Source organism: Clostridium sp. AF32-12BH, assembly GCF_003477935.1.
In the GTDB taxonomy this organism is placed as follows: Bacteria; Bacillota; Clostridia; order Lachnospirales; family Lachnospiraceae; genus Brotaphodocola.
In genome coordinates, this window is sequence record NZ_QUEH01000010.1 from 102,278 (window position 1) to 129,112 (window position 26,835).

The window sequence follows — 26,835 nt, forward strand, 5'->3', positions numbered from 1 at the left end:
AGCAATCAAGACCGGTAACACAGAGAAAGAAACAGAAGTACCGCATATGGAGCCGGTAAAGAGCCAGAAGAAAAATTCCCGCAAACAGGAGGAGCAGCCGGGCGGCTGGAAAAAAGAACTCTTGGAATGGGTCAAGATCATTGTATCTGCAGCACTCATTGCCTTTGTCCTGAATACCTTTATTATCGCAAACAGTGAAGTACCGAGTGGTTCCATGGAGAACACGATCATGACAGGCGACCGTGTCATCGGTTCCAGACTTTCGTATCATTTTTCAGATCCGAAACGAGGCGATATCGCGATCTTCCGTTTTCCGGATGATGAATCGATTTACTACGTAAAACGTATCATTGGTCTTCCGGGAGAGACGGTCGACATCATCGACGGAAAGGTCTATATCGATGGTTCCGATACTCCGCTCGACGAGCCGTATATCCGTGAACCCATGATTCCGGAGGCACCGATGCATTTTGAGGTACCGGATGGATGTTACTTTATGATGGGTGACAACCGGAACTATTCCATGGATGCGCGCCGTTGGGAAAACACGTATGTAAAACGCGAGAAGATCATCGCGAAAGTATTATTCCGCTACTTCCCAAAACCGGGAGTGCTGAAATAAACAATATCATGCATTTCACAGAGCCGTGTGAGCTGCCGGCAGGCAGCCCGCACGGCTCTTGTCGTAGAATCAATATTGTTATTTGGCGTGGTTTGTGTTATGATTTTAGGTACATTATGGCATGCTGTCGGCATTTGACAGAAGAATACGTCGAAGTATTTGGAGAGGGAACAAACATGAAAGATACAACATTAGTAATTATGGCAGCTGGTATTGGAAGCCGGTTTGGCGGCGGTATTAAGCAGCTGGCACCGGTAGGACCGGGCGGCGAGATCATTATGGATTATTCTATCCATGATGCGCTGGAAGCTGGATTTAACAAGATCATTTTTATCATCCGCAAGGATCTGGAAGCGGATTTCCGCGAAATCATCGGAAACCGCATTGAGAAGATCGCCCATGTGGAATATGCATTCCAGGAACTGGATGCACTTCCAGATGGATATCAGGTTCCGGAAGGCAGAAAGAAACCATGGGGAACCGGACAGGCCGTTTTAACAGTAAAAGATATGGTACATGAGCCGTTTCTGGTCATCAATGCCGATGACTATTACGGCAGGGAAGGATTCTTCAAGATCCATGATTATATGGTCAATGAGATGGATACGGAGGGAGACGTGTACGATATGTGCATGGGCGGTTTCATTCTGGAGAATACACTGAGTGAGAACGGTACCGTGACACGTGGTGTCTGCCAGGTAGATCCGGACGGTACGTTAAAAGAAGTGACCGAAACCTATGACATTGAGCGCAAAGGCAATGGCATTTTTGCAAATGACGAACAGGGGAATCCGGTTTTAGTTGATGCAAAACAGTACGTTTCCATGAATATGTGGGGACTTCCGCCGAAATTTTTAGATGCACTTGAGGTTGGATTCCCGGAATTTTTAGATCACATCAAAGAGGGCGATATCAAGGCAGAATATCTGCTTCCGAGCATCATCGATCAGCAGATCAAGGCAGGTAAAGCGCGTGTTCAGGTACTGGAAACCAGAGACAAGTGGTTTGGTGTCACCTATAAGGAAGATAAGGAAGCAGTCGTAGCTTCTATCCGGAAGCTGATCGCGGATGGTGTTTATAAGGAGAATCTGTATGACTAAGCTGATTTCCTGGAATGTAAACGGATTGCGCGCCTGTGTCGGAAAAAACTTTCTGGATTTTTTCCATGAGGCGGATGCGGACGTATTCTGTCTGCAGGAAACCAAGCTGCAGGCTGGTCAGATTGACTTAGATCTTCCAGGTTATCATCAGTACTGGAATTATGCGGAAAAGAAAGGGTATTCCGGAACTGCGTTATTTACCAAAGAAGAGCCGCTTTCTGTAACCTACGGAATCGGCGTGGAAGAACACGATCACGAAGGAAGAGTCATAACCGCGGAATTTCCGGAATATTATGTAATTACGTGCTATACGCCGAATTCCCAGAACGAGTTAGCGAGACTGGACTACCGCATGGAATGGGAAGACGCGTGGCGTGCGTATTTAAAGGGACTGGATGAAAAGAAACCGGTTATTTTCTGCGGCGATCTGAATGTGGCACATCAGGAGATTGACTTAAAGAATCCGAAGACCAACCGGAACAATGCCGGTTTTACGGATCAGGAGCGGGGAAAATTTACCGAGCTTCTGGCAGCGGGATTTACGGATACCTGGCGCTATTTTTATCCGGATCAGGAAGGAATCTATTCCTGGTGGTCTTACCGCTTTAAGGCGAGAGAGAAGAATGCAGGGTGGCGTATTGACTATTTCTGCGTTTCAGACCGTTTAAGAGACCGCCTGGAGTCGGCAAAGATCCACACAGAGGTGTTTGGTTCAGACCACTGTCCGGTAGAGTTGTGCCTGAAGTAAACGGGAACGCTGGTGCAATACATGTGCGGAAACCGGCGGATGCACCGCCGGTTCTCCCCGGTATGCCATGCAATAAAAAACAATGCGCTATGGAGTAAAGATGCTGCATCGCATGCGTGAGCAGCAAAAATGCTTTGTGGCGGGAAAGGTGGGCAAAATTGGAACCGTATCAGATCGATCTAAATGACAGCAAAGTGTATCCAATGGGACTCACAAGGACAGACAGGGGAATTCATGTCTCAACAGTGGCTGCAGCGAAGGCTTGCAGCCTGCTTTTGTTTGCAAAAAAGGAAAACGGTGGGAAACGGGGAAAAGCCGGAAAAGAAGCCGGATTTCAGGAAATATGCCGGATTCCGTTTCCGGAAACAGGAAAGACCGGACATGTCTGGTCTTTGACAGTCAATGGGGCGTTTGATACGTTCTATTATGCGTTTGAGGCAGATGGAACCTGCTTTTCAGATCCATATGGACGTTCCTTTGCCGGGCGGGAACGCTGGGGAAGGTTAAATCAGGCAAAAACCCTTCTTTTGACGCCGGTAGCACAGGCGAAATTTGACTGGCAGAACGACCGGCCGCTGCATATTCCCTATGAAGACTGTATCGTGTATCGTGCCCATGTTCGTGGTCTGACAAAACATGCTTCTTCCGGGACAGAGCACCGTGGAACCTTCCGTGGTGTGGTAGACAAGATCCCGTACTTGAAAGAATTGGGCATTACGACACTGGAACTGCTCCCTGCGGTGGAGTTTCAGGAAGTAATGATGCCGGAGCATGAGGAAGGAAATCCTTATGGAAGCAGTGAGCCGACCGGACGTCTGAACTACTGGGGCTACACAAAAGCCTGTATGTTTGCGCCCAAGGCATCTTATGCGGATCCGGGAAGCAATCCGGTAACCGAGTTTCAGTACATGGTACGGGAACTGCATAAAGCCGGTCTGGAAGTCGTGCTGGAACTTTATTTTTCCGGGAAAGAAGTGCCGGAGTTTGTGCTGGAGACGGTACGTTTCTGGGTGCGGGAATACCATGTGGACGGGATCCATCTCACGGGTTACGCGCCGACTGCGCTTCTGGCAAAAGACCCGTATCTGGCAGACACCAAGCTCTGGGCAATCTCCTGGGATGCAGAAAAGCCGGCAGCCGGAGAAAAAAAGCATTTAGGGGAATACAACGAAGGCTTCCTGATCGATATGCGCCGGGCTTTAAAAGGCGATGAGGATCAGATGAGCAGCCTGATCTTCCGGAACCGCAGAAACCCTGCGGAGTACGGCGTGTTAAACTTTATGGCTGGCACCAATGGCTTTACCATGATGGATATGGTTTCCTACGACCAGAAGCACAACGAAGCCAACGGGGAAAACAACCGGGACGGAAGTGATTACAACTATTCCTGGAACTGCGGCGTGGAAGGAGCTGTACGTAAGAAAAAGATTCAGGAGCTGCGGGCGAGACAGCTGCGCAATGCCATGCTGCTGCTCTTTTTGAGTCAGGGTACCCCGGTGCTTCTTGCAGGCGACGAATTCGGCAATTCCCAGAACGGCAACAATAACGCTTACTGTCAGGACAACGAAACCTCCTGGCTCAACTGGAATTTGAATAAATGGGACCAGGCACTTCTGGACTTTGTCAAACACGTGATCGCGTTTCGGAAGGCACACCCGGTCTTTCATATGGAACAGGAACCGCGGGTCATGGATTATCTGGCCTGCGGACACCCGGATATCTCTTACCATGGAGTCAATGCCTGGCAGCCGGAATTTGAAAATTTCCGCCGTCAGATCGGGATTCTCTATTGTGGGAATTATGCGAAAAAGCCAGATGGTCAAAACGACGACTTTTTCTTTGTGATCTTCAACATGCATTGGGAACCGCACGGCTTTGCCCTGCCAAACCTTCCGAAAGATCTGGAGTGGACCCTGTCATTTGATACCAGTGACAGCGCGGCCGGAGGTTTTTATGCAGAAGGTCAGGAACGCAAAGTTTCCAACCAGAAGAACTGCATGGTGCCGCCCCGTTCTGTTCTGGTGTTTAAGGGAAAGAAAAAGGCGAAAAACCTTGACAAAGCATAGCAAAACAGATATAAATGAAAGGGCAAAATGAATTACGAAAAAACGGCCTTTGTGGCTGTTATCGCATTTAGGAGGAATTAATAATGAACAAGACAGAATTAGTAGCAGCAGTAGCTGAGCAGGCAGGTCTTTCCAAGAAGGATGCAGAGGCTGCAGTAAAGGCATTTACCGATGTAGTTGCAGAGGCTCTGAAGGCAGGCGATAAAATCCAGTTAGTAGGTTTCGGTACTTTCGAGGTATCTGAGAGAGCAGCAAGAGAAGGCCGCAACCCGAGAACCGGCGAGACCATGACCATCGAGGCTTCCAAGACTCCGAAGTTCAAAGCTGGTAAGGCATTAAAGGATCTTGTAAACGCTTAATTTGCTGATTTTTCCGAAAACGCTAAAAATAACTAAAAAAATTGGTTTAAAATGTAAAATAAAGATTCCCCCTAGAATGCGTTTCGCGTGATAGGGGGATTTTTACCCATTAGCAAGGAATTGGCGCACAGGGATTTATTTGTTGGAGCGCGATTGACATTGCAGGGAATTCACCCATTAGAAGGAGAACCGGATATGCGTCTGGACAAATACCTGAAAGTATCCCGTATCATTAAAAGAAGAACAGTAGCAAATGAGGCCTGCGACAGCGGGCGTGTCATGCTGAACGATAAAGTGGCAAGAGCCAGTGCGGACGTAAAGGTCGGAGATGTGATCGAGATTGCATTCGGCAACAAATCTGTCAAGGTGCGCATCACGAGCGTGCAGGAGACAATCCGCAAGGAAGATGCAAAGGAAATGTTCGAGTATCTTTAGTATGTTATATAAAAAGCCTGGAAGCTGATCACAGAAGTGAGCTTTCAGGCTTTTTTGTGTGTGTAGGTTTTATACAAAGCACCAGTGTTTTCCTAATTGATATTCTAGGAAACATAAACATCACCCCCTCCCCATATACTAAACCATGAGTTCAGGTGGGGAGGTTTTTTCGTGGAAGAAAAATCCGGAATCCGTGCCCATGCCTGTCGGCTGGAAAACCGGAGCGCGGCAAGCCTGACCGGGGTGCGGGAAGTGGTATCGTTTGATGAAAACCAGGTGGTGGTGGACACGGACATGGGACTTCTGACGATTAAGGGGAAGGAGCTTCATGTCAGCCGCCTTACGGTAGAAAAGGGAGAACTGGAGGTGGATGGGCAGGTGGACAGCCTGACCTATTCTTCAAATGAAGCTTACCGGAAGGCGGGACAGTCCATTCTGACCCGGTTGTTTGGCTGATGGCGCAGGTGTACCGGGAAGCGCGGCTTTTGCTTCTTGGGCTTGGTGTTGGTATCGTCCTGATGATGGTGTACGACGGACTTCGTCTGTTACGGTTTCTGTTTCCACATAAGAATCTGTTGGTAGGACTGGAAGATCTGTGCTACTGGATCTGGTCCGGTTTTTTTACGTTTCTGTTTTTGTATCGGGAGAATGACGGGGCACTGCGTTTTTACATGATCGGGAGTATTTTTTGCTCGATGCTCTTTTATGACCGGATAATCAGCAGAAATTTGCGAAAGGTCTTGAAATGGGCGGTTCGATGCATTAGAATGAAATTACGAAGGTAACATAAATTGGAAGATCCGAACAAGCAGGCAGATTCCAATTCCAAAGAACGTGTACCAAATGCATGAAACTGTTACGAAAAAGAAACAGAGTAAGGAAACAAAGAAGTTGGTGAGAAACATGAAAGCGCGGGGAACAGGGCGCAGAAAGCGCAAAGAGCGGTTGGGAAACCGTCTGACCATGATTGGCATTACGGTGGTGGTACTGAGCATGGCAGTGATCGTGAACGTCAAGAATACCTCCATGGAAAAGAAAGTCATGGAATACCAGGCAAAAGAGGAATCTCTGATGCGCCAGGTAGAAAGTGAAAAGAAGCGGTCTGCAGAGTTGGAAGAGCGCCGGGTTTATGTGCAGACAAAGCAGTACATTGAAGAAGTGGCAAAACAAAAGCTGGGACTGGTGAAACCAGATGAAATCCTTTTAAAGCCGGCACCGAAAAACAATTAAGCAGCCATGCATCCGAAAGAAACGGCCGTTACTGTTTGCGCAACGCGTGAACAGTAACAGAAAAATAACAGACATAGGATCCTTTCCTGCCGCATATATTGTGGTTCAGGAGGGGATTTTTTGTGTGGAAGCGAAAACAGCGCCGCGATATGGCGGATGTTCATATCTATACAGCAGAAAGACTGCATGAGATGGCCCAGTCGCTGGAAGGTCTGTCCAGGGCCTGCAATGACCGGATGCAGGAGGAAAAGGGACTGACCCGGGAAGATGCCCAGGCGGCCATGCAGACGGCAGCGGCGGTGGTTTGCGGTCAGTGCAGCAGGTGTAATCTGTACAGTGATGCAAAGAAGGAAGATAGTTACTATCTGTATTATCTGCTTCGTTCTTTTGAGCAGAAGGGGAGGGTGGAGTATGAAGATATGCCCAGGCTGTTTCTGGAAACCTGCCGGAATAAAGAGGAATATCTGGCGCAGCTAAACCGCAATCTGGGGCGGGCAACCATGAACCTGGAATGGAAGAACCGTTTTCTGGAGAGCCGGGATACGGTCATGGTACAGTTTCGGGAGCTGGCCATGATGCTGGAAGAATTTGCCAGTCAGATGGGACAAGCTGTTGATATTACCGATCAGAAGCAGGATGCAGTGCGCCGCCTATTTCATCTGCACCAGATTTCCGTAGATAATATGCTCCTTCTGCAGCATGAAAACCGTTACCGGGAGGCCTATGTGACCCTTCATGCGCTTGGGAACCGTTGCATGACAGCAAAGGATGCAGCAGGTCTCTTTGGACAGGCTGTGGGAGGGAAAGGCTGGTATGCGCCGCCGGATACCCGTGCACTCATTACGAAACAGCCGGGCATTGTGCGTTTCCTGGAACCGGGCGAATATCGGATGATGTATGGAGTGGCGCGCATGTCGAAGAATGGAACCGGCGTTTCCGGAGACAATTATACGTATTCCGGGAGTCTGCCTGGGCAGGTGATCATGAGTATTTCGGATGGAATGGGAAGCGGGGAGACTGCTGCAAGGGAGAGCCGGAAGGTGATCGAGCTTGTGCAGCAGCTGCTGGAAACCGGATTTTCTGCCCGGTCTGCGTTGAAAATGGTGAACACCATTCTTATGCTGACGGGCATAGAGCAGCACCCGGCTACGCTGGATCTCTGCTGTATCGATCTTTGCAGCGGTGTGTTGGAAGCCATGAAAATGGGGGCGGTAGCTACGTTTATTCTCAGCGATGGTACAGCGGATGTACTGGAGGCGGGGAATCTTCCGGCAGGGATTTTGTCCCAGGCAGAGCCGGTGCTTCTTTCCCGGAAACTCTGGGACGATGACCGCGTGATCATGATGAGCGACGGGGTGCTGGAAGCCTGTCCGGGACTGGAAAAGGAAGCGGCCCTGAAAGCGTACCTGGAAGCCATGCCGGTAAAAACACCCCAGGATATGGCGGAGCGGATTCTCCGGTTCGCCTGCCAGAATGGTGGTATGAATGATGATATGACGGTTTTGGTGGGAGGGATCTGGAAACGATAGGAAAATGGCTGGAGTCTGAAAAAAACTGGAAATGAAAACTCCAGAGTCCAGGAAACCCAGGAGAAATCAGGAACCTTGGAACTGGGAAAAGAGAACAATGACGCAGAAACAGGAAACACCGCTTGCGGCAGGAAGAAAATACAGGTATAGTGTAAGAGACGCAGTATCATAAAATTCCGTTGCCGGACACGCCTGCGTGACCGTAACAGACGTGTCAGGACAAAATGGGAATACAGGAAGGATAAGATGTTACAAAAAGTAAGAAACTATATACAGGACCAGCATATGATCCTGCCGGGAGACGGTGTGATCGTGGCACTTTCCGGCGGTGCAGACTCCGTATGCCTTTTGGTGGTATTAAAGAAACTTGCACAATTGGGACTGCAGTGTCAAAGTGCCGGAGTGGAGAGACAGGTGACTGAGCCGGAGACAGAAAAGGAACATCCCTGTTTTGCCCTGCGCGCAGTCCACGTGAACCATGGGATCCGCGGCGCGGAAGCAGACCGGGATGAGGCTTTTGCGCGGGAGCTTTGCAGAACGCTTCAGGTTCCGTTTATCGCGCTGCATTGTCAGGTTCCGGAGTATGCAGCGGAGCATGGGCTTTCGGAGGAAGAAGCGGGACGGATCCTGCGGTATCAGATCCTGGAAGCGCAGGCTGAGGCGTGGGAGCGGGAATTTTTGGCGGAACACCGGGTGAAGATTGCGCTGGCCCATCATCGGAATGACAATGCGGAGACAATCCTGCATCATCTGCTCCGGGGCAGCGGGCTTACCGGACTTGCCGGGATACGACCAGTGCAGGAACGGCGCATCCGGCCGCTTCTTGGCGTGGGACGCGGGGAAATCCGTGAGTATCTGAATGCAGAAGGGATTGGCTGGTGTGAGGACAGCACGAATCAGTCTGGGGATTATACCAGAAACCGGATCCGGAATGAGGTGCTGCCGCTGCTGAAAGATGCGGTGAATGCGCAGGCAGAGGAACACATTTTACAGGCGGGGCAGATCATCGGGCAGGCAGATGCGTATCTGGCAGATCAGGCAGCAGAAATCTGGAAGACATCCGGGAAGCTGTACGGCAAGGAGAAAAGGGATGCGTCCTGCGATTCTGGAAACAGGGATTTGGCAACGTGCTGGGATTCGGAAAAACAGGCTGCAAAAGATTGTATCCGGGCGGAAATCCCCCTTGCCACAATCCGAACGCAGCCAGACATTCTGAAAACCTACCTGATCCGGCATATGTTAAACCTGATTCATCCGGGCTGGAAAAATATAACCAGCCGACATTTTTATCAGATCACGGAGCTGGCAGAAAAGCAGGTGGGAAGCCGGATCGATCTCCCGGGAGGTCTGATTGCAATGCTTGGATATGAGACGCTTGTGCTGACCCGAAATACCGGACCGGACATGGCTTTCCGGAAAACAGAAGCAGCTGGTCCCGGATACGGTGAAGAATACAGTCTGGAAATGGACCAAGCGCTCCACATGACGGTATTTTCTCGCCAAAAAGACCAGGAAATTCCCAAAAACCAGTATACGAAATGGTTTGACTATGATAAAATCAAAGGTACGCTGTCGGTGCGGACCAGGCGGACAGGAGATTATCTGATCCTGCCGTCCGGAGGAAAGAAAACCATTGCCCGTTTTATGATCGATGAAAAAATCCCGAAAGAAGAGCGGGATCATATTCTGCTTCTTGCAGAGGACGATCATGTATTGTGGGTGGTTGGTTACCGGATCAGCGAATACTATAAGATAGATAACAAAACACAAAACATATTGCAGGTAACCTGCGACGGAGGAAAAGATTATGGCAGATAAGATCAGAGTATTGTTGCCGGAAGAAGATGTAAACAAGCGAATCAGCGAAGTAGCAGAACAGATCAGCAAAGATTATGAGGGAAAAGAAATCCACCTGATTTGTATTTTAAAGGGTGGCGTATTTTTCACCTGTGAGCTGGCAAAACGCCTTACCGTTCCGGTTACCATGGATTTCATGTCCGTTTCCAGCTATGGAGATGATACCAAATCCAGCGGCGTTGTCCGCATTGTAAAAGACTTGGATGAGTCCCTGGCAGGAAAAGAAGTCCTGATCGTGGAGGATATCATCGACTCTGGCCGCACCCTGTCTTACCTGATCGAGGTATTAAAGCAGCGCGGACCAAAGAGCATTCACCTGTGCACCCTGCTTGACAAGCCGGAGCGCCGTGTGAAAAAGCAGGTCAAGGTTGATTATACCTGCTTTACCATTCCGGATGAGTTCGTAGTAGGCTACGGACTTGATTACGCTCAGAAATACCGCAACCTGCCGTTTATCGGTGTGGTTGAGGTAGATCAGTAAGGAGGCCGGTGAGTGAAACAGCAAAGTAGTTTTCGGGGCAGCTGGCTTCTTTTTCCGCTGCTTCTGATCGTACTGGCGCTGGCTTTTATGCCGGGGCGCAAACAAAATGAGCTGAGTTACCAGCAGTTCAAACAGGTTTTGGAAAGTGGGAATGTAAGTTCCCTGATCATTTACCAGAATGAGCAGACACCGACCGGTGAGGTACGTCTTTCCAACCGCGCAGGCGAGGTTTATGTGACCTATGTTTCTGATGTAAACCAGGTCCAGCAGATGCTTCAGAATGCGGACATTGATTACAGCATGAACGATGTTCCGCAGACCAGTTACTGGATGAGCATCATTCTTCCGGTTGTGATTTCTGTAGGCGCAGTGATCCTGATGCTGGTCATCATGAACATGAGAGCCGGTGCAGGCGGCGGTACCAATGCCAAGATGATGAACTTTGGCAAGAGCCGTGCACGCATGACCAACACCAGCAATGTGACATTTAAAAATGTGGCAGGTCTCCAGGAAGAGAAAGAAGATCTGGAAGAGATGGTGGATTTTCTGAGAAATCCCCAGAAGTACACCAGTGTAGGCGCGAGAATCCCGAAAGGTGTGATCCTGGTGGGCCCTCCTGGAACCGGTAAGACCCTGCTTGCCAAGGCTGTAGCCGGTGAGGCGGGGGTACCGTTCTTCTCCATCTCCGGTTCCGATTTCGTAGAGATGTTTGTCGGCGTCGGTGCTTCCCGTGTCCGCGACTTATTTGAGGATGCCAAGAAGGCGGCTCCGTGTATTGTATTTATCGATGAGATCGATGCCGTAGCCCGCAGACGTGGTACCGGCATGGGCGGAGGCCACGACGAGCGTGAGCAGACCTTAAACCAGCTTCTGGTTGAGATGGACGGTTTCGGTGTCAATGAGGGCATCATCGTCATGGCAGCGACCAACCGTGTAGATATCCTGGATCCGGCTATCTTACGTCCGGGTCGTTTTGACCGTAAGGTTGCAGTAGGCCGTCCGGATGTGAAGGGCCGCGTGGAGATCCTTCAGGTGCATTCCAAGGAAAAACCGCTTGGAGAAGACGTAGACCTGGCCCGTGTGGCAAAGACGACTTCCGGCTTTACCGGAGCTGATCTGGAAAACCTTATGAACGAGGCAGCCATTCTTGCGGCAAAGGAAAACCGCAGCTTTATCCGCCAGAGCGATATCGACCGCGCATTTGTCAAGGTTGGCATCGGCGCGGAGAAGAAGAGCCGTGTCATTTCCGAGAAAGAGAAGAAGATTACCGCATACCACGAGTCTGGTCATGCGATCCTGTTCCATGTACTGCCGGATGTAGGACCGGTTCACACGGTATCCATCATCCCGACCGGCGTTGGGGCAGCAGGCTACACCATGCCGCTCCCGGGTGAGAACGAGATGTTCAACACCAAGGGCAAGATGCTGCAGGATATCATGGTATCCTTAGGCGGCCGGATTGCAGAGGAGATCATCTTCGGTGATGTGACGACCGGTGCTTCCCAGGATATCAAGCATGCCAGCAAGATCGCGCGTGCCATGGTGACCCAGTATGGTATGTCCGAGAAGGTCGGCATGATCGATTACGGCAGCGACGATGATGAGGTATTCATCGGAAGAGACTTTGGCCATGTGCGTGCTTACAGTGATGAGGTGACGGCTTCCATTGACGCGGAAGTAAAGCGTATCATCGATGAGTGCTACGCAAAAGCAAAGAATATCATCCTGGAACACCGGGATGTACTGGAGAGCTGCACCACCCTGCTGATCGAGAAAGAGAAGATCGGACAGGAAGAGTTCGAGGCGCTGTTCCAGAAATAAAAAGAAGTCAGAAGGCATAGATGCGTTGCTTAGCGGGACAAAACAGATGAAACTATGCAAAATGCACAAAAAAAGTTTTGAAATTTGTTCATGTTTGTTAACACTTATTGGTTGGTCCGTGCTATTATAATACACGTAAACCCCCCAATACATTATATAGTTTTTGCTACACCCCATAAGAAACGAAATACCTTCTCCTGAAAGAGCCAGCTACCCCGCTGGCTCTTTCGCTGTTATTTGCGCAATGCGCAAACAACAGCGGGATTTTGCCGATGCTTCGCATTCCAAATCGGCAAAATCTGCTACCACGACTGTACTGTACGGAATTTTCAGTTCAGAAAATTCCTATCTACGACTGGAATGTAGATGTTTGTTTTCAGAAAATAAACATGTTGTCATTGACATGAAAATCATTTAAAATGAGGTTATACGATTCCATCGGGTGAAAGAGAAAAGTAACGTGTAACTGTGAGGATGCGGAACCGTTACACAAACGTTTTGCTGCGTAACACACAGGCAGAATCAGGACAGAGACAGCAAACCCGGGAGGAAGGAGCAGGGGTTATGTTTGATGAGCATCAGGAAAAAGGAATCAACCGGCAGGCATTGTTTACGGATGAGACGCAGGATTACCGCAGACCGGAAGAACCGGACGCAGGCGAGACTGTAACACTCCGCTTTCGCACCGCGAAAGACAATGTTGACCGGGTTTTTTATATTGAGGAAGATAAAAACATTCAGGCAGAGATGCGCAAAGTATCTTCGGACCGCCTGTTTGATTATTATGAATACCGGATGGAGGCGGACAGTGAGCCACAGCGGTATTATTTCCAGGTAGTGAAGGATAACGAAATCTGTTATTTTAACAGATTAGGAGCTACGATGGACATCCAGAGCTGCTATGCATTTCGCATTACCCCGGGTTTTCACACCCCGGAGTGGGCCAAGGGTGCGGTCATGTATCAGATCTTTGTGGACCGCTTCTGCAATGGAGACAAGAGCAATGATGTGACAGAGTGTGAGTACGTCTACATTGGGCGTCCGGTACACCGTGTTACGGACTGGAGCACCAATCCGTCTACGATGGATGTGGGCTGTTTTTATGGCGGAGACCTGCAGGGTGTGTGGGACAAGCTGGATTACCTGCAGTATCTGGGGGTGGAAGTCATCTATTTTAATCCGCTGTTCGTCTCCCCATCCAATCACAAGTATGACAGCCAGGATTATGACCACATCGATCCGCACTATGGCGTGATCGTGAAAGATGGCGGAGAACCGGTGGCAGAGAATGCAGTGAATAATGACCATGCGACCCGCTACCAGATGCGCAGTGCAGATCCGGAGAATCTGGCTGCCAGTGATGCCTTTTTTGCCCGTTTTATGGAGGAGGTCCACAAGCGCGGCATGCGTGTGATCATCGACGGAGTCTTCAATCATTGCGGTTCTTTTAATAAATGGCTGGACCGTGAGAAAATCTACAGCAACCAGGGCAGCTACGAGCCTGGTGCTTATGAGAGTAAGGAAAGTCCGTACCGCAGCTTCTTTAAGTTTTACAATGAAGATGCATGGTCGGATAACGGCACTTACGATGGCTGGTGGGGACACGATACCCTGCCGAAGTTAAACTATGAGGATTCCCCGAAGCTGTTTGAATACATCATGAAGATTGCCCGCAAGTGGGTATCCGCACCGTACCAGGTAGACGGCTGGCGTCTGGACGTGGCAGCCGATCTGGGTCACAGCAGCGAGTATAACCACAAATTCTGGCAGGAGTTCCGCAAACATGTCAAAGAAGCAAATCCGGAGGCTATCATTCTGGCAGAGCATTATGGAGACCCCAGCAGCTGGCTGGCCGGAGACCAGTGGGATACGGTCATGAACTATGACGCGTTCATGGAGCCGCTGACCTGGTTTTTAACGGGCATGGAAAAGCACAGCGATGAGTATAATGGTGCTCTCTACGGCGATGGTGTCAGCTTTTTCCGCTCCATGTATTACCACATGAGCCGGATGCAGACCCAGTCGGTATTGGTGGCCATGAACCAGCTGTCAAACCACGACCATAGCCGTTTTCTGACCAGGACCAACCAGATTGTGGGACGTCTGGCCAGTGCGGGTGCGAAGATGGCAGAATTTGGCATCAATTACGGAACGTTCCGGGAAGCCATTATGGTGCAGATGACCTGGCCTGGTGCGCCGACCTTATATTATGGCGATGAGGCAGGCGTGTGCGGTTGGACGGATCCGGATAACCGCAGAACCTACCCATGGGGATCGGAAAATTTTGAACTGATCGAGTATCACCGTTATCTCATTGACCTGCACAAGAAACTTCCGGCCCTGCGTCGCGGCTCCTTAAAACAGCTGCAGGCAGACCGTCAGCTTATCATGTATGGTCGTATGAGCGGGGAAAATAAGTGCGCGATCATCATCAACAACCGCGGCGATGGCAGAACCGTCAGCGTGCCGGTTTGGGAGCTTGGCATTACCGATGAAGATGTGATCACCCGCATGATGATGTCCTATGAGAGCGGCTATAACGCAGGACGGGTAGACTACCATGCAGACCACGGATATCTGACACTGGATGTACCGGCGCACAGCGGCGTACTGCTGTCCAGCGGAGCGCTGGTGTAAGGAGCGCCAATCGGTGTCAGCATGACAGACCGCATATAGACTGCAGTCTCGCGGAAGAATATGGAGGAATGTAACTGTTCAGTAGGGCTGCGCATTTACTGCGCTGACCGTAAGAAAACATAGGCTGACAGGAAAAAATCAGATAAAGAAAAGACCTTCGTACCGGGAACATGCCACGGTGCGGAGGTCTTTTTTGGCAATTTGTATCTATAAAAGTAAACGGAAAAGCAAAAAACTGCTTGCTTTTTGGCAGTTGGTATGATAATATAATTTTTGCTTGTCGAAGCTAGTATGGATGGGTTCCCGAGTGGCCAAAGGGGGCAGACTGTAAATCTGTTAGCTGTGCTTTCGGTGGTTCGAATCCACCTCCATCCATTTCCTGAAAAGGATATGCCGCAGTGGCGGAACTGGCAGACGCACAGGACTTAAAATCCTGCGGGACTAATCTCCCGTGCCGGTTCGATTCCGGCCTGCGGCATTAAAGCTTTTTGGCAGGACAGGCCTTGGTAGCTCAGTTGGTAGAGCAGAGGACTGAAAATCCTCGTGTCACTGGTTCGATTCCGGTCCAAGGCACTTGGATATACAAAGATTCTTATTCACATGGTTTTCACGAATTTCAAAAAAACTTGAAAAAGTGCTTGCAATCCTAAATAACTTGTGGTAAGATATGAAATGTCCGAAAGACAACAATAAAATATGCGCGAGTGGCTCAGTTGGTGGAGTACGACCTTGCCAAGGTCGGGGTCGCGGGTTCGAGTCCCGTCTCGCGCTCTCAACAGTACGGGTTCCGAGTTATTCGGGATCCGTTATTTGTTTGTATAAATGAAATTACTGAAAGTTTTTATTTGAAGAAAACCCCAGAGGATTAATTAGGACCCTCTGGGGTTTTTGGTTTGCCTTCTGGCAAATTCCAGTAATCTTTGGAGGTATAAGGACCTTTGACCAATGGCATGTTAACACTTCCTTTCCATTATCGTTATTATAGGAGAAACAGAGACAACAAACAAGGCTTTACTTTTGCCCCAAAGTTTTCTAATATATTAGAGAACCGTGTGACTGCAAAGTGTAACGCAGTTATTACCGTTCATGCGTTGCGCAAACAGCAGGATTTGTTTGTTGTTTTTCAGCAACAAGTTAGAATATAGAGGCATTACGATGAAGTTTATTTATACCAGAAGCAACGATGAAATCCGTATAGATCAGATCGAAGACCCAGAGGCGGTGATCTATGTACCGGAGCGTTTTGAGGATTGTCCGGTGACAGAGCTTGGCTCCTATGTGCTGGCGCACAGTTCTGTGGAGGAGATTCATCTTCCACCGTATGTCAGAAAGATCGGTGCGTACGGATTTTATGAGTGTGAACAACTTAAAAGAATTTATTGTTACAGCCGGGTGCTGGACCTTGGTGCCGGGCTGTTTGCGGGTGTACCTGCAGTAGAGTATCTGGATATTACGGAGTTTCCGGCTGAGCGTTCCTGCTTAAAGGAGATGTTGACAGAACTCCGGCAGACTTTGCGGGTGCAGATCCATTGTTACTGCACACGCATGCGTGTGCAGCAACGGGATTTTGCCGATGCTTCGCATTCCAAATCGGCAAAATCCGCAGCCACAACTGTATCGTACGGAATTTTCAGTTCAGAAAATTCCTACCCGTGTACAGCTATGATTCAGCCGCTGCGGCAGGCGGGGCGAAAGGAAGCAGGGCAGGAAATCTTAAAACCGGAAGAAACAAAGCAGCGGGAAAGAGAACAGCAAAACTTGGATCTGTCTTCGGAGAAACTGCCGGAAGAATACGAGGCGAGACTGATCTTTCCGGAGTATTTCGAGGATTCGGTTGAGAATACACCAGCCCGCATTGTCTGCATCGAGACGCATGGCTGTGGGCATCGTTACCGGTACTGTTTTGCCGGGCGGGTGTTCCAGTACCGGGGCTACGATGAGCTTTTTCCACATGTACAGGTGCAGGAAAAAGAAGAACTGGTTACAGAGCTGGCATTGGGAAGGCTGCTCTATCCCAAAGAATTATCGGAGAAATTCCGGGAACAGTACCAGACTTATATCCGGGAGCACTGGGAGATGGCCGGACGGCTTTTGATTCAGGCAGATAACATGAAGAAGAACCACGTGAGCAACCTGGAACCAGGAAAACTGCCGTGGCTGGTAGAAGAGGTGCTTATGCCAAGGAAGGATCAATGCGAAACCCGGCAGCCAGAACTTGCGGCAGAACAACTCCGGAATACGGAACAAAATCAGCCGCTTCAGAATTTCTCTGCCCAGCTTTCCACATTTATTCAGATAGCTCAGGAATCCGGCGATACGGAAATGGTGAGCTGGCTGATGGAACGGCGGCATCAGCTTCGGGCTGCAGATTCGATGCAGTCTGCAGGTGCACTACAGGATGCCGAAACAATACAGGATTTAACTGGTGACATGGAACATTCAGTGAAAACGCAGTCATCAAAGCGGAAACGCCGATTCGAATTTTGAAAATCGCCCTCGCAGTGTTTTTTGGCGATGGGCAGTTTATAGATAAGAAAGGGGAAATCGCTGTCGGACGCACATGGTTGTGTGTCTGGTAACGAGAATTACGGAACATGATCGATCCAACCAGGCACAGACAGCTGGAAGAACTGAATATGGTGGAACTTTGTACCCGGATCTTCCGGAATGCCAGGAATGAACTGTACCTGAATATGCGGTATCTGGACCTTTCGTTAAGTTCGCTTGGCTTTGAGGCAGACCCGTGCTGCCGTGGTGTGGGGACAGATGGATTTGTGATCTACTATCATCCGGATTACGTCTGCGATCTGTACCAGAGGGGGCGCGTGCATGTGAACCGGGCATATCTGCACATGGTGCTGCACTGCCTGTTCTGCCATATGGACACGCGCGGCAAACGGGAACCGGAACTTTGGAACCTGGCCTGCGATATTGCGGTGGAATCCATGCTGGACGACATGTATGTAAAATGCATTCGTGTGGCACCGACGCCGTTTCGCCGGGACTGGTACGGACGGCTGCATGCGAAGCTTACTGTGCTGAATGCAGAGGGTGTGTATCGTGTGCTGAAGGAAGAGCAGCTGGAGCCGAGGAGGCTGGAGCGTCTGGCAGCGGAATTTCTGGTGGATGACCACAGTTTCTGGGATCTCCCGGGGGATTCCCCGAAGACTCCCATGGTGCGCCAGACGCAGTGGAGCAATAACCGGGAAAAGGTGCAGACCGAGATGGAGACCATGGGAAACCAGCAGGACGAGGAAAATAAAAGTATGCTAGAGCAGATCCAGGTGGAGAACCGGGAACGGTATGATTACCGTCACTTTCTGCAGCGCTTTTCGGTGCTGCGGGAGGAGATGCAGGTCGATCCGGATTCCTTCGATGCGATCTTTTATACCTACGGGCTTTCGCTGTATGGCAACATGCCGCTCATCGAGCCGCTGGAATCCAAAGAAGTCAGCCGGATCGAGGATTTTGTTGTGGTGATCGACACCTCCATGTCCTGTTCCGGGGATCTGGTGCGGTGTTTTCTGGAGGAAACCTACGACGTGCTTTGTCAGTCGGACAGTTATTTTAAGAAGACCAACATCCACATCATCCAGTGCGATGAACAGGTGCAGCAGGATCGTCTCATTACGAATCAGGAAGAGATGGAAACCTACATGCGGGATTTTACCATCATCGGGCAGGGCGGCACGGATTTCCGTCCGGCATTCGAGTATGTGAATGGACTGATCCGCCAGGGGGCTTTTCGCCGCCTGAAGGGACTGCTGTATTTTACAGACGGAGAGGGGATCTATCCGGTAAAACGGCCGGTGTATGATACTGCCTTCGTCTTTTTGAAGGATCAGTATACCGATATTTCTGTCCCGGCCTGGGCCATGAAGCTGATCCTGGAGCCGGAGCAGCTGCTGGAGAACAGCGGAGGACAATCTTCTGGCAGTAAGGCAGCGAAGGACGGTCCGCTTTAGGAGCAGCTGCTGGAGAACGATGTCACAGGCAGCGAACATGACGGACGGAACGTAACTGTGAAGGTACGGAACAGTTACGACAGAATTACATTGGAAAGGAAGAATAGGAATCATGAACATTAAGCGGGCAAAACAGGAAATCAAAGACACTGTGGCCGCGTATCTGGCAAAGGATGAGTTTGGGGCTTACGAGATTCCCTCCATCCGCCAGCGCCCGATGCTTCTGATCGGACCGCCGGGAATCGGCAAGACCCAGATTATGGAGCAAGTGGCGCAGGAATGTCAGATCGGTCTGGTGGCTTATACCATCACCCATCATACCCGGCAGAGTGCGGTGGGACTGCCCTTTATCGAGCATAAACAGTACGGCGGAAAGGAGTATGCCGTTACCGAGTATACGATGAGTGAGATCGTGGCATCGGTCTACGAGCGCATGGAACGGAGCGGTATGCCGGAGGGCATTCTGTTTATCGATGAAATCAACTGTGTGTCGGAAACATTGGCACCGACTATGCTGCAGTTTCTGCAGGGCAAGTCGTTTGGAAACCATAAGATTCCGGAGGGCTGGATCATTGTGGCAGCAGGAAACCCGCCGGAATACAACAAGTCAGTGCGCGAGTTCGATATCGTCACCATGGACCGGATCCGCCGCATCGATGTGGAGCCGGATCTGAACGTCTGGAAAGAGTATGCAAAGACAGCCGGGGTGCATCCGGCGATCCTTTCTTATCTGAGCGTGCGGCCGCAGAATTTCTGTCAGATCGAGACGACGGTGGACGGCAAGCGCTTTGTGACGCCGCGTGGCTGGGAAGATCTGTCCGAACTGATCTGGATCTACGAAAAGCAGGGCCGCAAGATGGACCGGGAACTGGTGGGAGAATATCTGCAGTTTCCAAAGATTGCGAAGGACTTTGCAAATTATCTGGAGCTGTACTACAAATACCAGGATGATTACCAGGTGGAGCAGGTGCTTGCGGGTCATATTTCCGAGGCTGCGGTGGACAAGCTGCAGCGGGCATCCTTTGATGAGCGCATCAGCGTGGTGAGCCTGCTTCTGTCGGGGCTGAATGAAAAGTTCCGAAATCTTATTTATATGGAAGAGATGATGAGTCTGCGTATGGAGCAGATGAAAAAGCTGCAGAATGCCCAAACAGCAAACCGGGATGGTGTGCTGGCAAATGCCCTGGCAGCACTTGCCAATCAATTCCGCGCAGACTGGACCAACCGGCTGGAAAATGCCCTGCTCTCCCGCGCACAGCTTCGCACCTGCCGTGCGGTGAGTGCCAAACTGGAAGAGGATTCCATGGCACTCTTAAAGAGCGGCATCACCGACTGGGACGGGGGCTTTGCGCTGTTGCGTGAGCGTTTTGGCGTGGACAGTGACCGTTATGAGGAACGGTTCGACGAGGCGGGCGCAGCGCTGGAGCATGCGTTTGACTTTATGGAAGCGGCTTTTGCAAACAGCCAGGAGCTGGTGCTGTTTGTGACAGAACTCAATACCGGGGCATACAGCGTTCATTTCCTGCAGGATTATGAATGCGAGCGCTATTACCAGTACAACCGGAATCTGCTGTTCTCCCAGGAGGAGCAGGAGATCGAAGCACTACTAAATAAGAGAGGGTAAGAACCACAATGATGTTTTTGACAAAGCTGATGCTGCTCACGGCAGCAGAAACGGATGCAGACCTTTCTACTGTTTTGGAGGAAACCAAGGCAGTGGCAGAAGAGGTTCAGGAGGATCTGCAGAATTTAAAACCCAATGTAATTTTAGAAACCGTAAAGAGCTGGCTTCCGGGACTTATGAGCTTCGGATACCGTCTGGCGATCGCCATTCTCATTCTGGTGATCGGAAACCGGATCGTGCATGCCGTGCGCAAGTTCTTACATAAGACCTTTATACGCATGAATCTGGATCCGAGTATCAGCCGTTTCCTGATCTCTGTGGCAGATGCCTGCATTTACGCGCTGGCGATCTTTATCGCGGCCGATAAGATCGGTATCCCGTCGGCCTCCATCATCGCGCTTTTGGGTTCTGCCGGACTGGCCGTTGGCCTTTCCCTGCAGGGCAGCCTGGCGAATGTGGCAGGCGGAATCCTGCTGCTGCTGCTGCGTCCGTTTGGCGTGCATGACTATATTGTGAGCGGCGGATACGAGGGAACGGTACAGAGTATCGGCCTGGCTTACACCACCATCATTACGGTCGATAACAAAAAGATTACGATCCCCAATGGCCAGATTTCCAACAGCACGGTTGTGAATGTCACTTCCCAGGAAAAGCGCCGGGTAGACCTGGTGATAGGAATCGGTTACGGTGCCGATATCAAAAAGGCAAAAGAGCTGATCCGTCAGGTGTACGAGAAGCATCCGCTGGTACTGGCAGAGGACGGCATCACCGTTTATGTGGATGAACTGGCCGACAGCGCGGTTATGCTCGGCTGCCGCGGCTGGACCAAAACGGAAAATTACTGGCAGGTCCGCTGGGATGTGCTGGAAAGCATTAAGGAAGTGTTCGATGCGAACGGCATTGAGATCCCGTTCAACCAGATGGATGTGAATATCAAACATCAGTGAGACATTGAAAATGCACCGCAGGCTTTTGGCTTGCGGTGCATTTTTGCAGAAACTCCATTACTCGAAAAATAATTTCAGATCCTCTTCAACCGTTCCAATACCCGTGATGCCGAAGTTTTCCACCAGAACTTTCGCAACATTTGGGGATAAGAAGGCCGGAAGGGTCGGTCCTAAGTGGATATTCTTCACACCAAGGTATAAAAGCGCCAGCAGGACAATGACCGCTTTCTGCTCATACCACGCGATGTTGTAGACGATCGGCAGGTCGTTGATGTCGTCCAGACCGAAAACTTCCTTTAATTTCAGTGCGATGACAGCCAGGGAGTACGAGTCATTGCACTGTCCGGCATCCAGCACACGCGGGATCCCGTTGATATCGCCCAGGTCCAGCTTATTATATTTGTACTTTGCGCAGCCTGCGGTTAAGATCACGGCATCGTGCGGCAGTGCCTTTGCAAAATCGGTGTAGTAGTTTCTGGATTTGGCCCGTCCGTCACAGCCAGCCATAACTACGAACTTCCGGATCGCACCGGTTTTTACTGCGTCTACGATCTGGTCAGCCAGGGCCAGCACCTGGTTGTGGGCAAAGCCGCCCAGGATCTCACCCTGCTCAATCTCCGTTGGAGCGGCGCAGCGTTTTGCCTGCTCGATGATTTCAGAGAAATCTTTTTCTTCGCCAATCTCACCGCCGATGTGCTTACAGCCCGGATATCCGGCTGCACCGGTGGTGTAGAGGCGGTCTTTATAGCTGTCCTTCGGCGGCACGATGCAGTTGGTCGTCATAAGGATCGGTCCGTTGAAGCTCTCAAACTCTTCTTTCTGTTTCCACCATGCATTTCCATAGTTGCCGACGAAGTTCGGATACTTCTTGAAAGCCGGATAGTAGTGGGCCGGAAGCATCTCGGAATGGGTGTATACATCTACACCGGTTCCCTGTGTCTGGATCAGCAGCATCTCAAGGTCGCGCAGGTCGTGGCCGGAAACCAGAATGCCCGGGCGCTTGCCGACACCAATGTTTACACGGGTCATTTCCGGGTGACCGTAAGCGCCGGTATTGGCTGCATCCAACAGAGCCATGCCCTCCACACCGTATTTTCCGGTCTCCAGGGTTAAGTTTACATAATCCGAGACAGTCAGGGAATCATCCAGCGTAGCGGCCAGGGCGCGCTGCAGGAAAGCATCCAGCTCCGCATTCTCCTTTAACAGGGCATTCGCGTGCTTGCTGTAGGCGGAAAGTCCTTTTAAACCATAAGTGATCATCTCGCGCAGGCTGCGGATATCCTCATCCTTGGTAGAGAGAACCCCTACCAGGGCCGCTTTGACTGCAAAGGTATGTTCCTCACCGTTCCAGAGTGCGGCAGCCGGAAGCACGGAGGTATCCGGGCATTGCTTTAAGAGATTTTCCTTGGTGTCCAGCGTTTCGCGGATGCGGGCAACGATCATCTCTTTGTCAAAGTTCGCGTTGGTGATGGTGGTGAAGAGATTCACAGTGATGAGATGGTTGATCTCAGCGCTGATTTCGGTTCCCAGGCTGCGCAGATGCGTGGTGACAGCGGAAATCCCGCGGGTAACATATACTAAAAGGTCCTGCATGGCAGCGACATCCGGAGTTTTTCCGCAGACACCGGAATTGGTGCATCCGGTACAGCCTGCAGTTTCCTGGCACTGATAGCAAAACATATTCTGACTCATAAATATTTCCTCCTTATAAAACAAACAATAAAAATAATATTAGTAGCAACATGGTTAGAGTATAATAGATATTGCGGCATTTGAATGTTGTTAAAACAACAAAATTGCATTATAATGGTGTTAAAATGCTGGAAATATATGGAATGATAAAGAAGGAGGAACCGCGATGTGTACAGCAGCAGTCTATAAAACAAAAGACTTTTATTTTGGACGGAATCTGGATTACGAATTTCCGTACGGGGAGGAGGTTACAGTCACACCCCGGAATTATCCGTTCCATTTCCGTTTCCTTGGTGAGATGGAGCATCATTATGCCATGATCGGCATGGCACATATTGCGGATAACTATCCGCTTTATTACGATGCGGTAAATGAAAAAGGGCTCGGCATGGCCGGTCTGAACTTTGTGGGAAACGCTGTGTACGGAGAACCCGTAACCGATGGAACAAAAGAAAATGTTGCGCAGTTTGAACTGCCGCTGTGGCTGTTGGGACAGTGCGCAACTGTGAAAGAGGTGCGTGCGCTGCTTGCAAAAATCCAGATCACGAATACGCCATTCAATGAAAAATATCCGGTTTCCCAGCTCCACTGGATGATCGCGGACCGGGAAGAAACCATCGTAATGGAAGCCGTGGCAGACGGACTTCATATTTATGATAATCCGGCCGGAGTCCTCACAAACAACCCGCCGTTTCCGCAGCAGATGTTCCGCTTAAATGATTACCGCGGTCTGTCTCCGAGGCAGCCGGAAAACACCTTCGCACCGGGACTTGACCTTACGACCTACAGTCGCGGTATGGGTGCATTGGGGCTGCCGGGCGATCTATCTTCTGCATCCCGCTTTATACGGGCTGCTTATGTCCGTGCAAATTCTTTATCGAAAGACTCTGAAAGCGCAAGCGTGAGCCAGTTCTTCCATATCCTGCACTCCGTAGAGCAGCAGAGAGGCTGTTGTGATGTAGGCGGCGAAAAGTATGAGATTACGATTTATACTTCCTGTTGCAATGCAGACAAGGGAATCTACTACTACACCACCTACGAAAATCACCAGATTACAGGCGTGGACATGCATGCGGAGAATCTGGACGGGGCAGAACTCGCACGGTATCCGCTTGTGCAGGGTGAGCAGATCTGCTGGCAGAACCGGAGAAAATAACAATTATTTCCCCGAGCTATATTCCCGCCCCATCTTACTTTTCTGCTTATTCAGATACATGTAGTGATCTGCCTTGTCGAACAGCGTCCGCAGCGTGCATTCTTTGTACTCGGTGGATACTGCCCAGCCGCATGCATAGCTGATTGGCGTGTGCTTTCCATACTGGTTGAAGCGGTCAACCATTTCCTTTAATGCCTTCAGATGGGACATGATCTGGGGTTCATCGGTGTTGTAGATCACAGCCATAAATTCATCGCCGCCGTAGCGTCCCACAAAATCCATGGATGGGATGGTGTTTCTAAGGATCCGTGCGAAATTGGAGATCAGCGCATCTCCGGCAGAGTGCCCCAGGGAGTCATTGACGGTTTTTAAGTTATTCAGGTCAAAAACCAGGCAGCCGATGGGTTCCTCTGCCGAGATAAAGCTGGAATCCTGCAAAAGCTCCTCGCAGCGGCTCTTGTTAGGAAGGCCGGTGTGAACGTCAAGATACGCCTTTTGCTGGAGGATTTTGTTTGCTTTTGCGATTTTTCTTGCGGTGATATACTGGCGGAGAATCAGCACAAGAAGCAGGATCATAACGGCTGCGGAGATGTATTCAATCGACCGGATATGGCGTGCCAGCATTTCGGAATAATCCTCAGCGGCGGTTACGGTCTGGTCGGCAAGGGCGAAGTAGGTCTCACTCATGCCAACCACATCGGTTTTCAGATATCCGTTTTCGCGGACCAGAAGAATCTCCTGTTTTAGCTTTTCCCAGTAGGCAACCTGTTCATCCAGCTTCTGCTGGTAGGTATCGTCCGGGATACGCACCAGCTCGTATTCGCCGGTGCCGTATTTCAGACCAGTCAGAATATTGTCCAGATATTGGATCAGATTATTGTTCGGGGCATCGGTAATTTCGAGCTTGACCAGACGCTGGGTCGCACCGCGCACCAGTCCGGCATAGTTGATGACCCGGGCTGTGCCCTGGATCTGTCCGATCTGGACCATCATGGTGCTGACAAGTCCGATCAGGATCACGATCAGTATGCTTTGCAGGGCAGTGAAAAAATTCTGCAGTTTCTTTATCTGTTCCGAGACAAACTGGGAACGTGTCATGACAATGCTGTCTGAAGATGCTGATGATGTTTGTTTCATAAGAACTCCTCCGAAAAATGTGCTATAATGCGGCTATTGTTTCCATAATATTTAAAACGCTGTTAACGGGCGAAGCTTTCCCGGATAAAATCCAGAAGCCGGTGGTAAGAAATCTTTCCCTGCATGAGTGCCTGCAGGCGCTCTTCGGTCAGAGTTTTTCCCTTGTTGCCGAACATGACATCCCTTCCGTAATTGTCACGGAAGCTCTGGGTGTTGCAGGTCATGTCGGTCCAGGCGGAGATGCAGAATGCGGCTCTCGGCATGGTTTTGTTTAGATCCCGCAGCTTTAAGAGCAGAGCCAGGGCCAGATTGGCGCCTGCGGAGTCACCGCCCAGTATGATCTGGTCCGGCGCATAACCCTGCCGTTTGGTAAGATTATCCCAAAGATCCAGGGCTTCATTTAATTGTGTGGGGTATTGGTAGTCCGGAGCGCACCGGTAATCCAGGTAAATGGTCTCGCAGCCATTGGCTGCTTGAAAAAAGCCGGTGGAAAAATTGCGGTAGGATGGCACCAGGCCGTCCCGGTAGGCACCTCCATGAAAATATAGGAGTACACGTCCGGTACGTCCGGTGTCTGTACGGATGACACGTTGAAAGGCAGTGCCGCCTGGTGTGGTCTCTGCAGACCAGGTGTAGGCTTCTGGCAAGCGGTCTTTATTGAAAATAGCATCCTGCCAGCGGTGTCTTGCGGCAGAATGCTTTTTATGTGGCGCATTATGATTCATATTTTTCCAGATCATATGACTGATCAGGAGACCTCGGATGGATGTCATGTTTTTTTCCTCGCTTGTTTAAGGTTTTGTGTTTTTACGATTCGTTGTCTCATGGAGACACTCATGACATCCATTATACTACAGTTGTTGCTATTATTGAACCACAGAACCCAGTCTTTTGCGGATTTCCGGACCGATACTCATGGCAAGCACCATCTTGATGAGGTCAGCCGGGATAAATGGGATAACGCAGACTGCAAGGGCAGCCGATACCGTGTAGTTGGCCTGGAAGCAGAACCATACGGTTCCGAGTGCATAGCAGACCAGGGTGCCGACGATCATGCCGACCAGCTGAAGCCAGCGCTTTTTGTAGTGGTCAATCACAAATCCGGCAATGATTGCCATCGGGATAAAGCCTACTATGTAACCGCCGGTTGGTCCGGCGAGCTTGGCAACGCCACCGGTAAAACCGGAAAAGACAGGAAGTCCGGCAAAGCCGAGCAATAAATAAAGGAAATAACTGATTGTCCCTTTTTTCCAATCCAACAGGTAAAGAGACAGATAGATGGCGAAATTAGTAAGAGAGATCGGCACCGGCCCGATCGGGATGGACAGCGGTGCGAGAATACAGGTGACAGCGGTCATAAGCGCTATCATAGTCATGGCATAAGTGTTGCTTCTCCGGAAAGATCCGGCGGTAGTCTGGTTTGTCATAG

General features: G+C 50.3%; 23 protein-coding genes and 4 tRNA genes. 23 read left to right on the forward strand and 4 right to left on the reverse strand.

The window, feature by feature from the left end; translation table 11 throughout:
• Positions 1 to 46: 46 nt before the first annotated feature.
• The 22 genes from lepB to DWZ40_RS11590 all read left to right on the forward strand — a co-directional run bounded on the left by lepB (position 47) and on the right by DWZ40_RS11590 (position 21,421).
• Entirely contained in the window at positions 47 to 622 is a 576-nt protein-coding gene (gene lepB / locus DWZ40_RS11485; RefSeq protein ID WP_118543209.1) for a signal peptidase I, read from the forward strand.
• 176 nt (positions 623 to 798) lie between these two features.
• Complete coding sequence (locus tag DWZ40_RS11490; protein ID WP_118543177.1) at positions 799 to 1,722, forward strand: sugar phosphate nucleotidyltransferase; 924 nt, start codon at positions 799 to 801, stop codon at positions 1,720 to 1,722.
• Positions 1,715 to 2,470 (forward strand): exodeoxyribonuclease III, encoded by a 756-nt coding sequence (locus tag DWZ40_RS11495; RefSeq protein WP_118543178.1) that lies wholly within the window; start codon positions 1,715 to 1,717, stop codon positions 2,468 to 2,470. Before DWZ40_RS11490 ends, DWZ40_RS11495 begins: the two co-directional genes overlap by 8 nt.
• A 158-nt stretch (positions 2,471 to 2,628) precedes the next feature.
• Positions 2,629 to 4,536: an alpha amylase C-terminal domain-containing protein gene (locus DWZ40_RS11500; protein ID WP_243035320.1), complete on the forward strand. Its 1,908-nt coding sequence runs from the start codon at positions 2,629 to 2,631 to the stop codon at positions 4,534 to 4,536.
• A gap of 83 nt (positions 4,537 to 4,619) precedes the next feature.
• Positions 4,620 to 4,895, forward strand: coding sequence for an HU family DNA-binding protein (locus DWZ40_RS11505; RefSeq protein WP_118534074.1), 276 nt, complete (start codon positions 4,620 to 4,622; stop codon positions 4,893 to 4,895).
• Between the two features lie 195 nt (positions 4,896 to 5,090).
• Entirely contained in the window at positions 5,091 to 5,330 is a 240-nt protein-coding gene (locus DWZ40_RS11510) for an RNA-binding S4 domain-containing protein (protein WP_118543179.1), read from the forward strand.
• Between the two features lie 171 nt (positions 5,331 to 5,501).
• Positions 5,502 to 5,786: a sporulation protein YabP gene (yabP, locus tag DWZ40_RS11515; protein WP_118543180.1), complete on the forward strand. Its 285-nt coding sequence runs from the start codon at positions 5,502 to 5,504 to the stop codon at positions 5,784 to 5,786.
• Positions 5,786 to 6,115 (forward strand): spore cortex biosynthesis protein YabQ, encoded by a 330-nt coding sequence (gene yabQ, locus DWZ40_RS11520; protein WP_118543181.1) that lies wholly within the window; start codon positions 5,786 to 5,788, stop codon positions 6,113 to 6,115. Before yabP ends, yabQ begins: the two co-directional genes overlap by 1 nt.
• 58 nt (positions 6,116 to 6,173) lie before the next feature.
• A complete protein-coding gene (locus DWZ40_RS11525; RefSeq protein ID WP_347560079.1) occupies positions 6,174 to 6,560 on the forward strand; it encodes a septum formation initiator family protein in 387 nt (128 codons plus the stop codon).
• Between the two features lie 122 nt (positions 6,561 to 6,682).
• Positions 6,683 to 8,089 (forward strand): SpoIIE family protein phosphatase, encoded by a 1,407-nt coding sequence (locus DWZ40_RS11530; RefSeq protein WP_279220661.1) that lies wholly within the window; start codon positions 6,683 to 6,685, stop codon positions 8,087 to 8,089.
• A gap of 246 nt (positions 8,090 to 8,335) precedes the next feature.
• On the forward strand, positions 8,336 to 9,907 hold the full coding sequence (gene tilS, locus DWZ40_RS11535) for a tRNA lysidine(34) synthetase TilS (protein WP_118543182.1): 1,572 nt from the start codon (positions 8,336 to 8,338) through the stop codon (positions 9,905 to 9,907).
• Entirely contained in the window at positions 9,897 to 10,427 is a 531-nt protein-coding gene (hpt, locus tag DWZ40_RS11540; RefSeq protein WP_118543183.1) for a hypoxanthine phosphoribosyltransferase, read from the forward strand. Before tilS ends, hpt begins: the two co-directional genes overlap by 11 nt.
• A 12-nt stretch (positions 10,428 to 10,439) precedes the next feature.
• A complete protein-coding gene (gene ftsH, locus DWZ40_RS11545) occupies positions 10,440 to 12,248 on the forward strand; it encodes an ATP-dependent zinc metalloprotease FtsH (RefSeq protein WP_118543184.1) in 1,809 nt (602 codons plus the stop codon).
• Positions 12,249 to 12,812: 564 nt separating this feature from the next.
• On the forward strand, positions 12,813 to 14,885 hold the full coding sequence (locus tag DWZ40_RS11550) for a glycoside hydrolase family 13 protein (protein ID WP_118543213.1): 2,073 nt from the start codon (positions 12,813 to 12,815) through the stop codon (positions 14,883 to 14,885).
• Positions 14,886 to 15,178: 293 nt separating this feature from the next.
• Positions 15,179 to 15,260: transfer RNA gene (locus DWZ40_RS11555), tRNA-Tyr, on the forward strand.
• 17 nt (positions 15,261 to 15,277) lie between these two features.
• A tRNA-Leu gene (locus tag DWZ40_RS11560) sits at positions 15,278 to 15,363 on the forward strand.
• A gap of 22 nt (positions 15,364 to 15,385) precedes the next feature.
• A tRNA-Phe gene (locus tag DWZ40_RS11565) sits at positions 15,386 to 15,458 on the forward strand.
• 125 nt (positions 15,459 to 15,583) lie between these two features.
• A tRNA-Gly gene (locus DWZ40_RS11570) sits at positions 15,584 to 15,656 on the forward strand.
• Positions 15,657 to 16,040: 384 nt separating this feature from the next.
• Complete coding sequence (locus DWZ40_RS11575; RefSeq protein ID WP_182431721.1) at positions 16,041 to 17,372, forward strand: leucine-rich repeat protein; 1,332 nt, start codon at positions 16,041 to 16,043, stop codon at positions 17,370 to 17,372.
• 107 nt (positions 17,373 to 17,479) lie between these two features.
• Positions 17,480 to 18,850, forward strand: coding sequence for a VWA-like domain-containing protein (locus tag DWZ40_RS11580; RefSeq protein WP_118543186.1), 1,371 nt, complete (start codon positions 17,480 to 17,482; stop codon positions 18,848 to 18,850).
• A gap of 112 nt (positions 18,851 to 18,962) precedes the next feature.
• The gene (locus DWZ40_RS11585) at positions 18,963 to 20,474 is read left to right on the forward strand and encodes an AAA family ATPase (RefSeq protein ID WP_118543187.1); all 1,512 of its coding nucleotides are present in this window, start codon (positions 18,963 to 18,965) and stop codon (positions 20,472 to 20,474) included.
• 8 nt (positions 20,475 to 20,482) lie between these two features.
• Positions 20,483 to 21,421 (forward strand): mechanosensitive ion channel domain-containing protein, encoded by a 939-nt coding sequence (locus DWZ40_RS11590; RefSeq protein ID WP_243035321.1) that lies wholly within the window; start codon positions 20,483 to 20,485, stop codon positions 21,419 to 21,421.
• Positions 21,422 to 21,478: 57 nt separating this feature from the next.
• Here DWZ40_RS11590 and hcp read toward each other — a convergent pair whose 3' ends face one another.
• Positions 21,479 to 23,113, reverse strand: a complete 1,635-nt coding sequence (gene hcp, locus DWZ40_RS11595) for a hydroxylamine reductase (RefSeq protein WP_118543188.1) — start codon at positions 23,111 to 23,113, stop codon at positions 21,479 to 21,481.
• Positions 23,114 to 23,279: 166 nt separating this feature from the next.
• Between hcp and bsh the strand changes: the two genes are divergently transcribed.
• The gene (bsh, locus tag DWZ40_RS11600) at positions 23,280 to 24,269 is read left to right on the forward strand and encodes a choloylglycine hydrolase (protein WP_118543189.1); all 990 of its coding nucleotides are present in this window, start codon (positions 23,280 to 23,282) and stop codon (positions 24,267 to 24,269) included.
• Between the two features lie 3 nt (positions 24,270 to 24,272).
• Here the strand turns inward: bsh and DWZ40_RS11605 are convergent, their stop codons facing one another.
• The 3 genes from DWZ40_RS11605 to DWZ40_RS11615 all read right to left on the reverse strand — a co-directional run bounded on the left by DWZ40_RS11605 (position 24,273) and on the right by DWZ40_RS11615 (position 26,833).
• The gene (locus tag DWZ40_RS11605; protein ID WP_347560080.1) at positions 24,273 to 25,406 is read right to left on the reverse strand and encodes a diguanylate cyclase; all 1,134 of its coding nucleotides are present in this window, start codon (positions 25,404 to 25,406) and stop codon (positions 24,273 to 24,275) included.
• Positions 25,407 to 25,468: 62 nt separating this feature from the next.
• Positions 25,469 to 26,179: an alpha/beta hydrolase gene (locus DWZ40_RS11610; RefSeq protein WP_118543190.1), complete on the reverse strand. Its 711-nt coding sequence runs from the start codon at positions 26,177 to 26,179 to the stop codon at positions 25,469 to 25,471.
• A 93-nt stretch (positions 26,180 to 26,272) separates the two neighbouring features.
• On the reverse strand, positions 26,273 to 26,833 hold the full coding sequence (locus tag DWZ40_RS11615; RefSeq protein WP_118543191.1) for a biotin transporter BioY: 561 nt from the start codon (positions 26,831 to 26,833) through the stop codon (positions 26,273 to 26,275).
• Positions 26,834 to 26,835 lie beyond the last annotated feature (2 nt).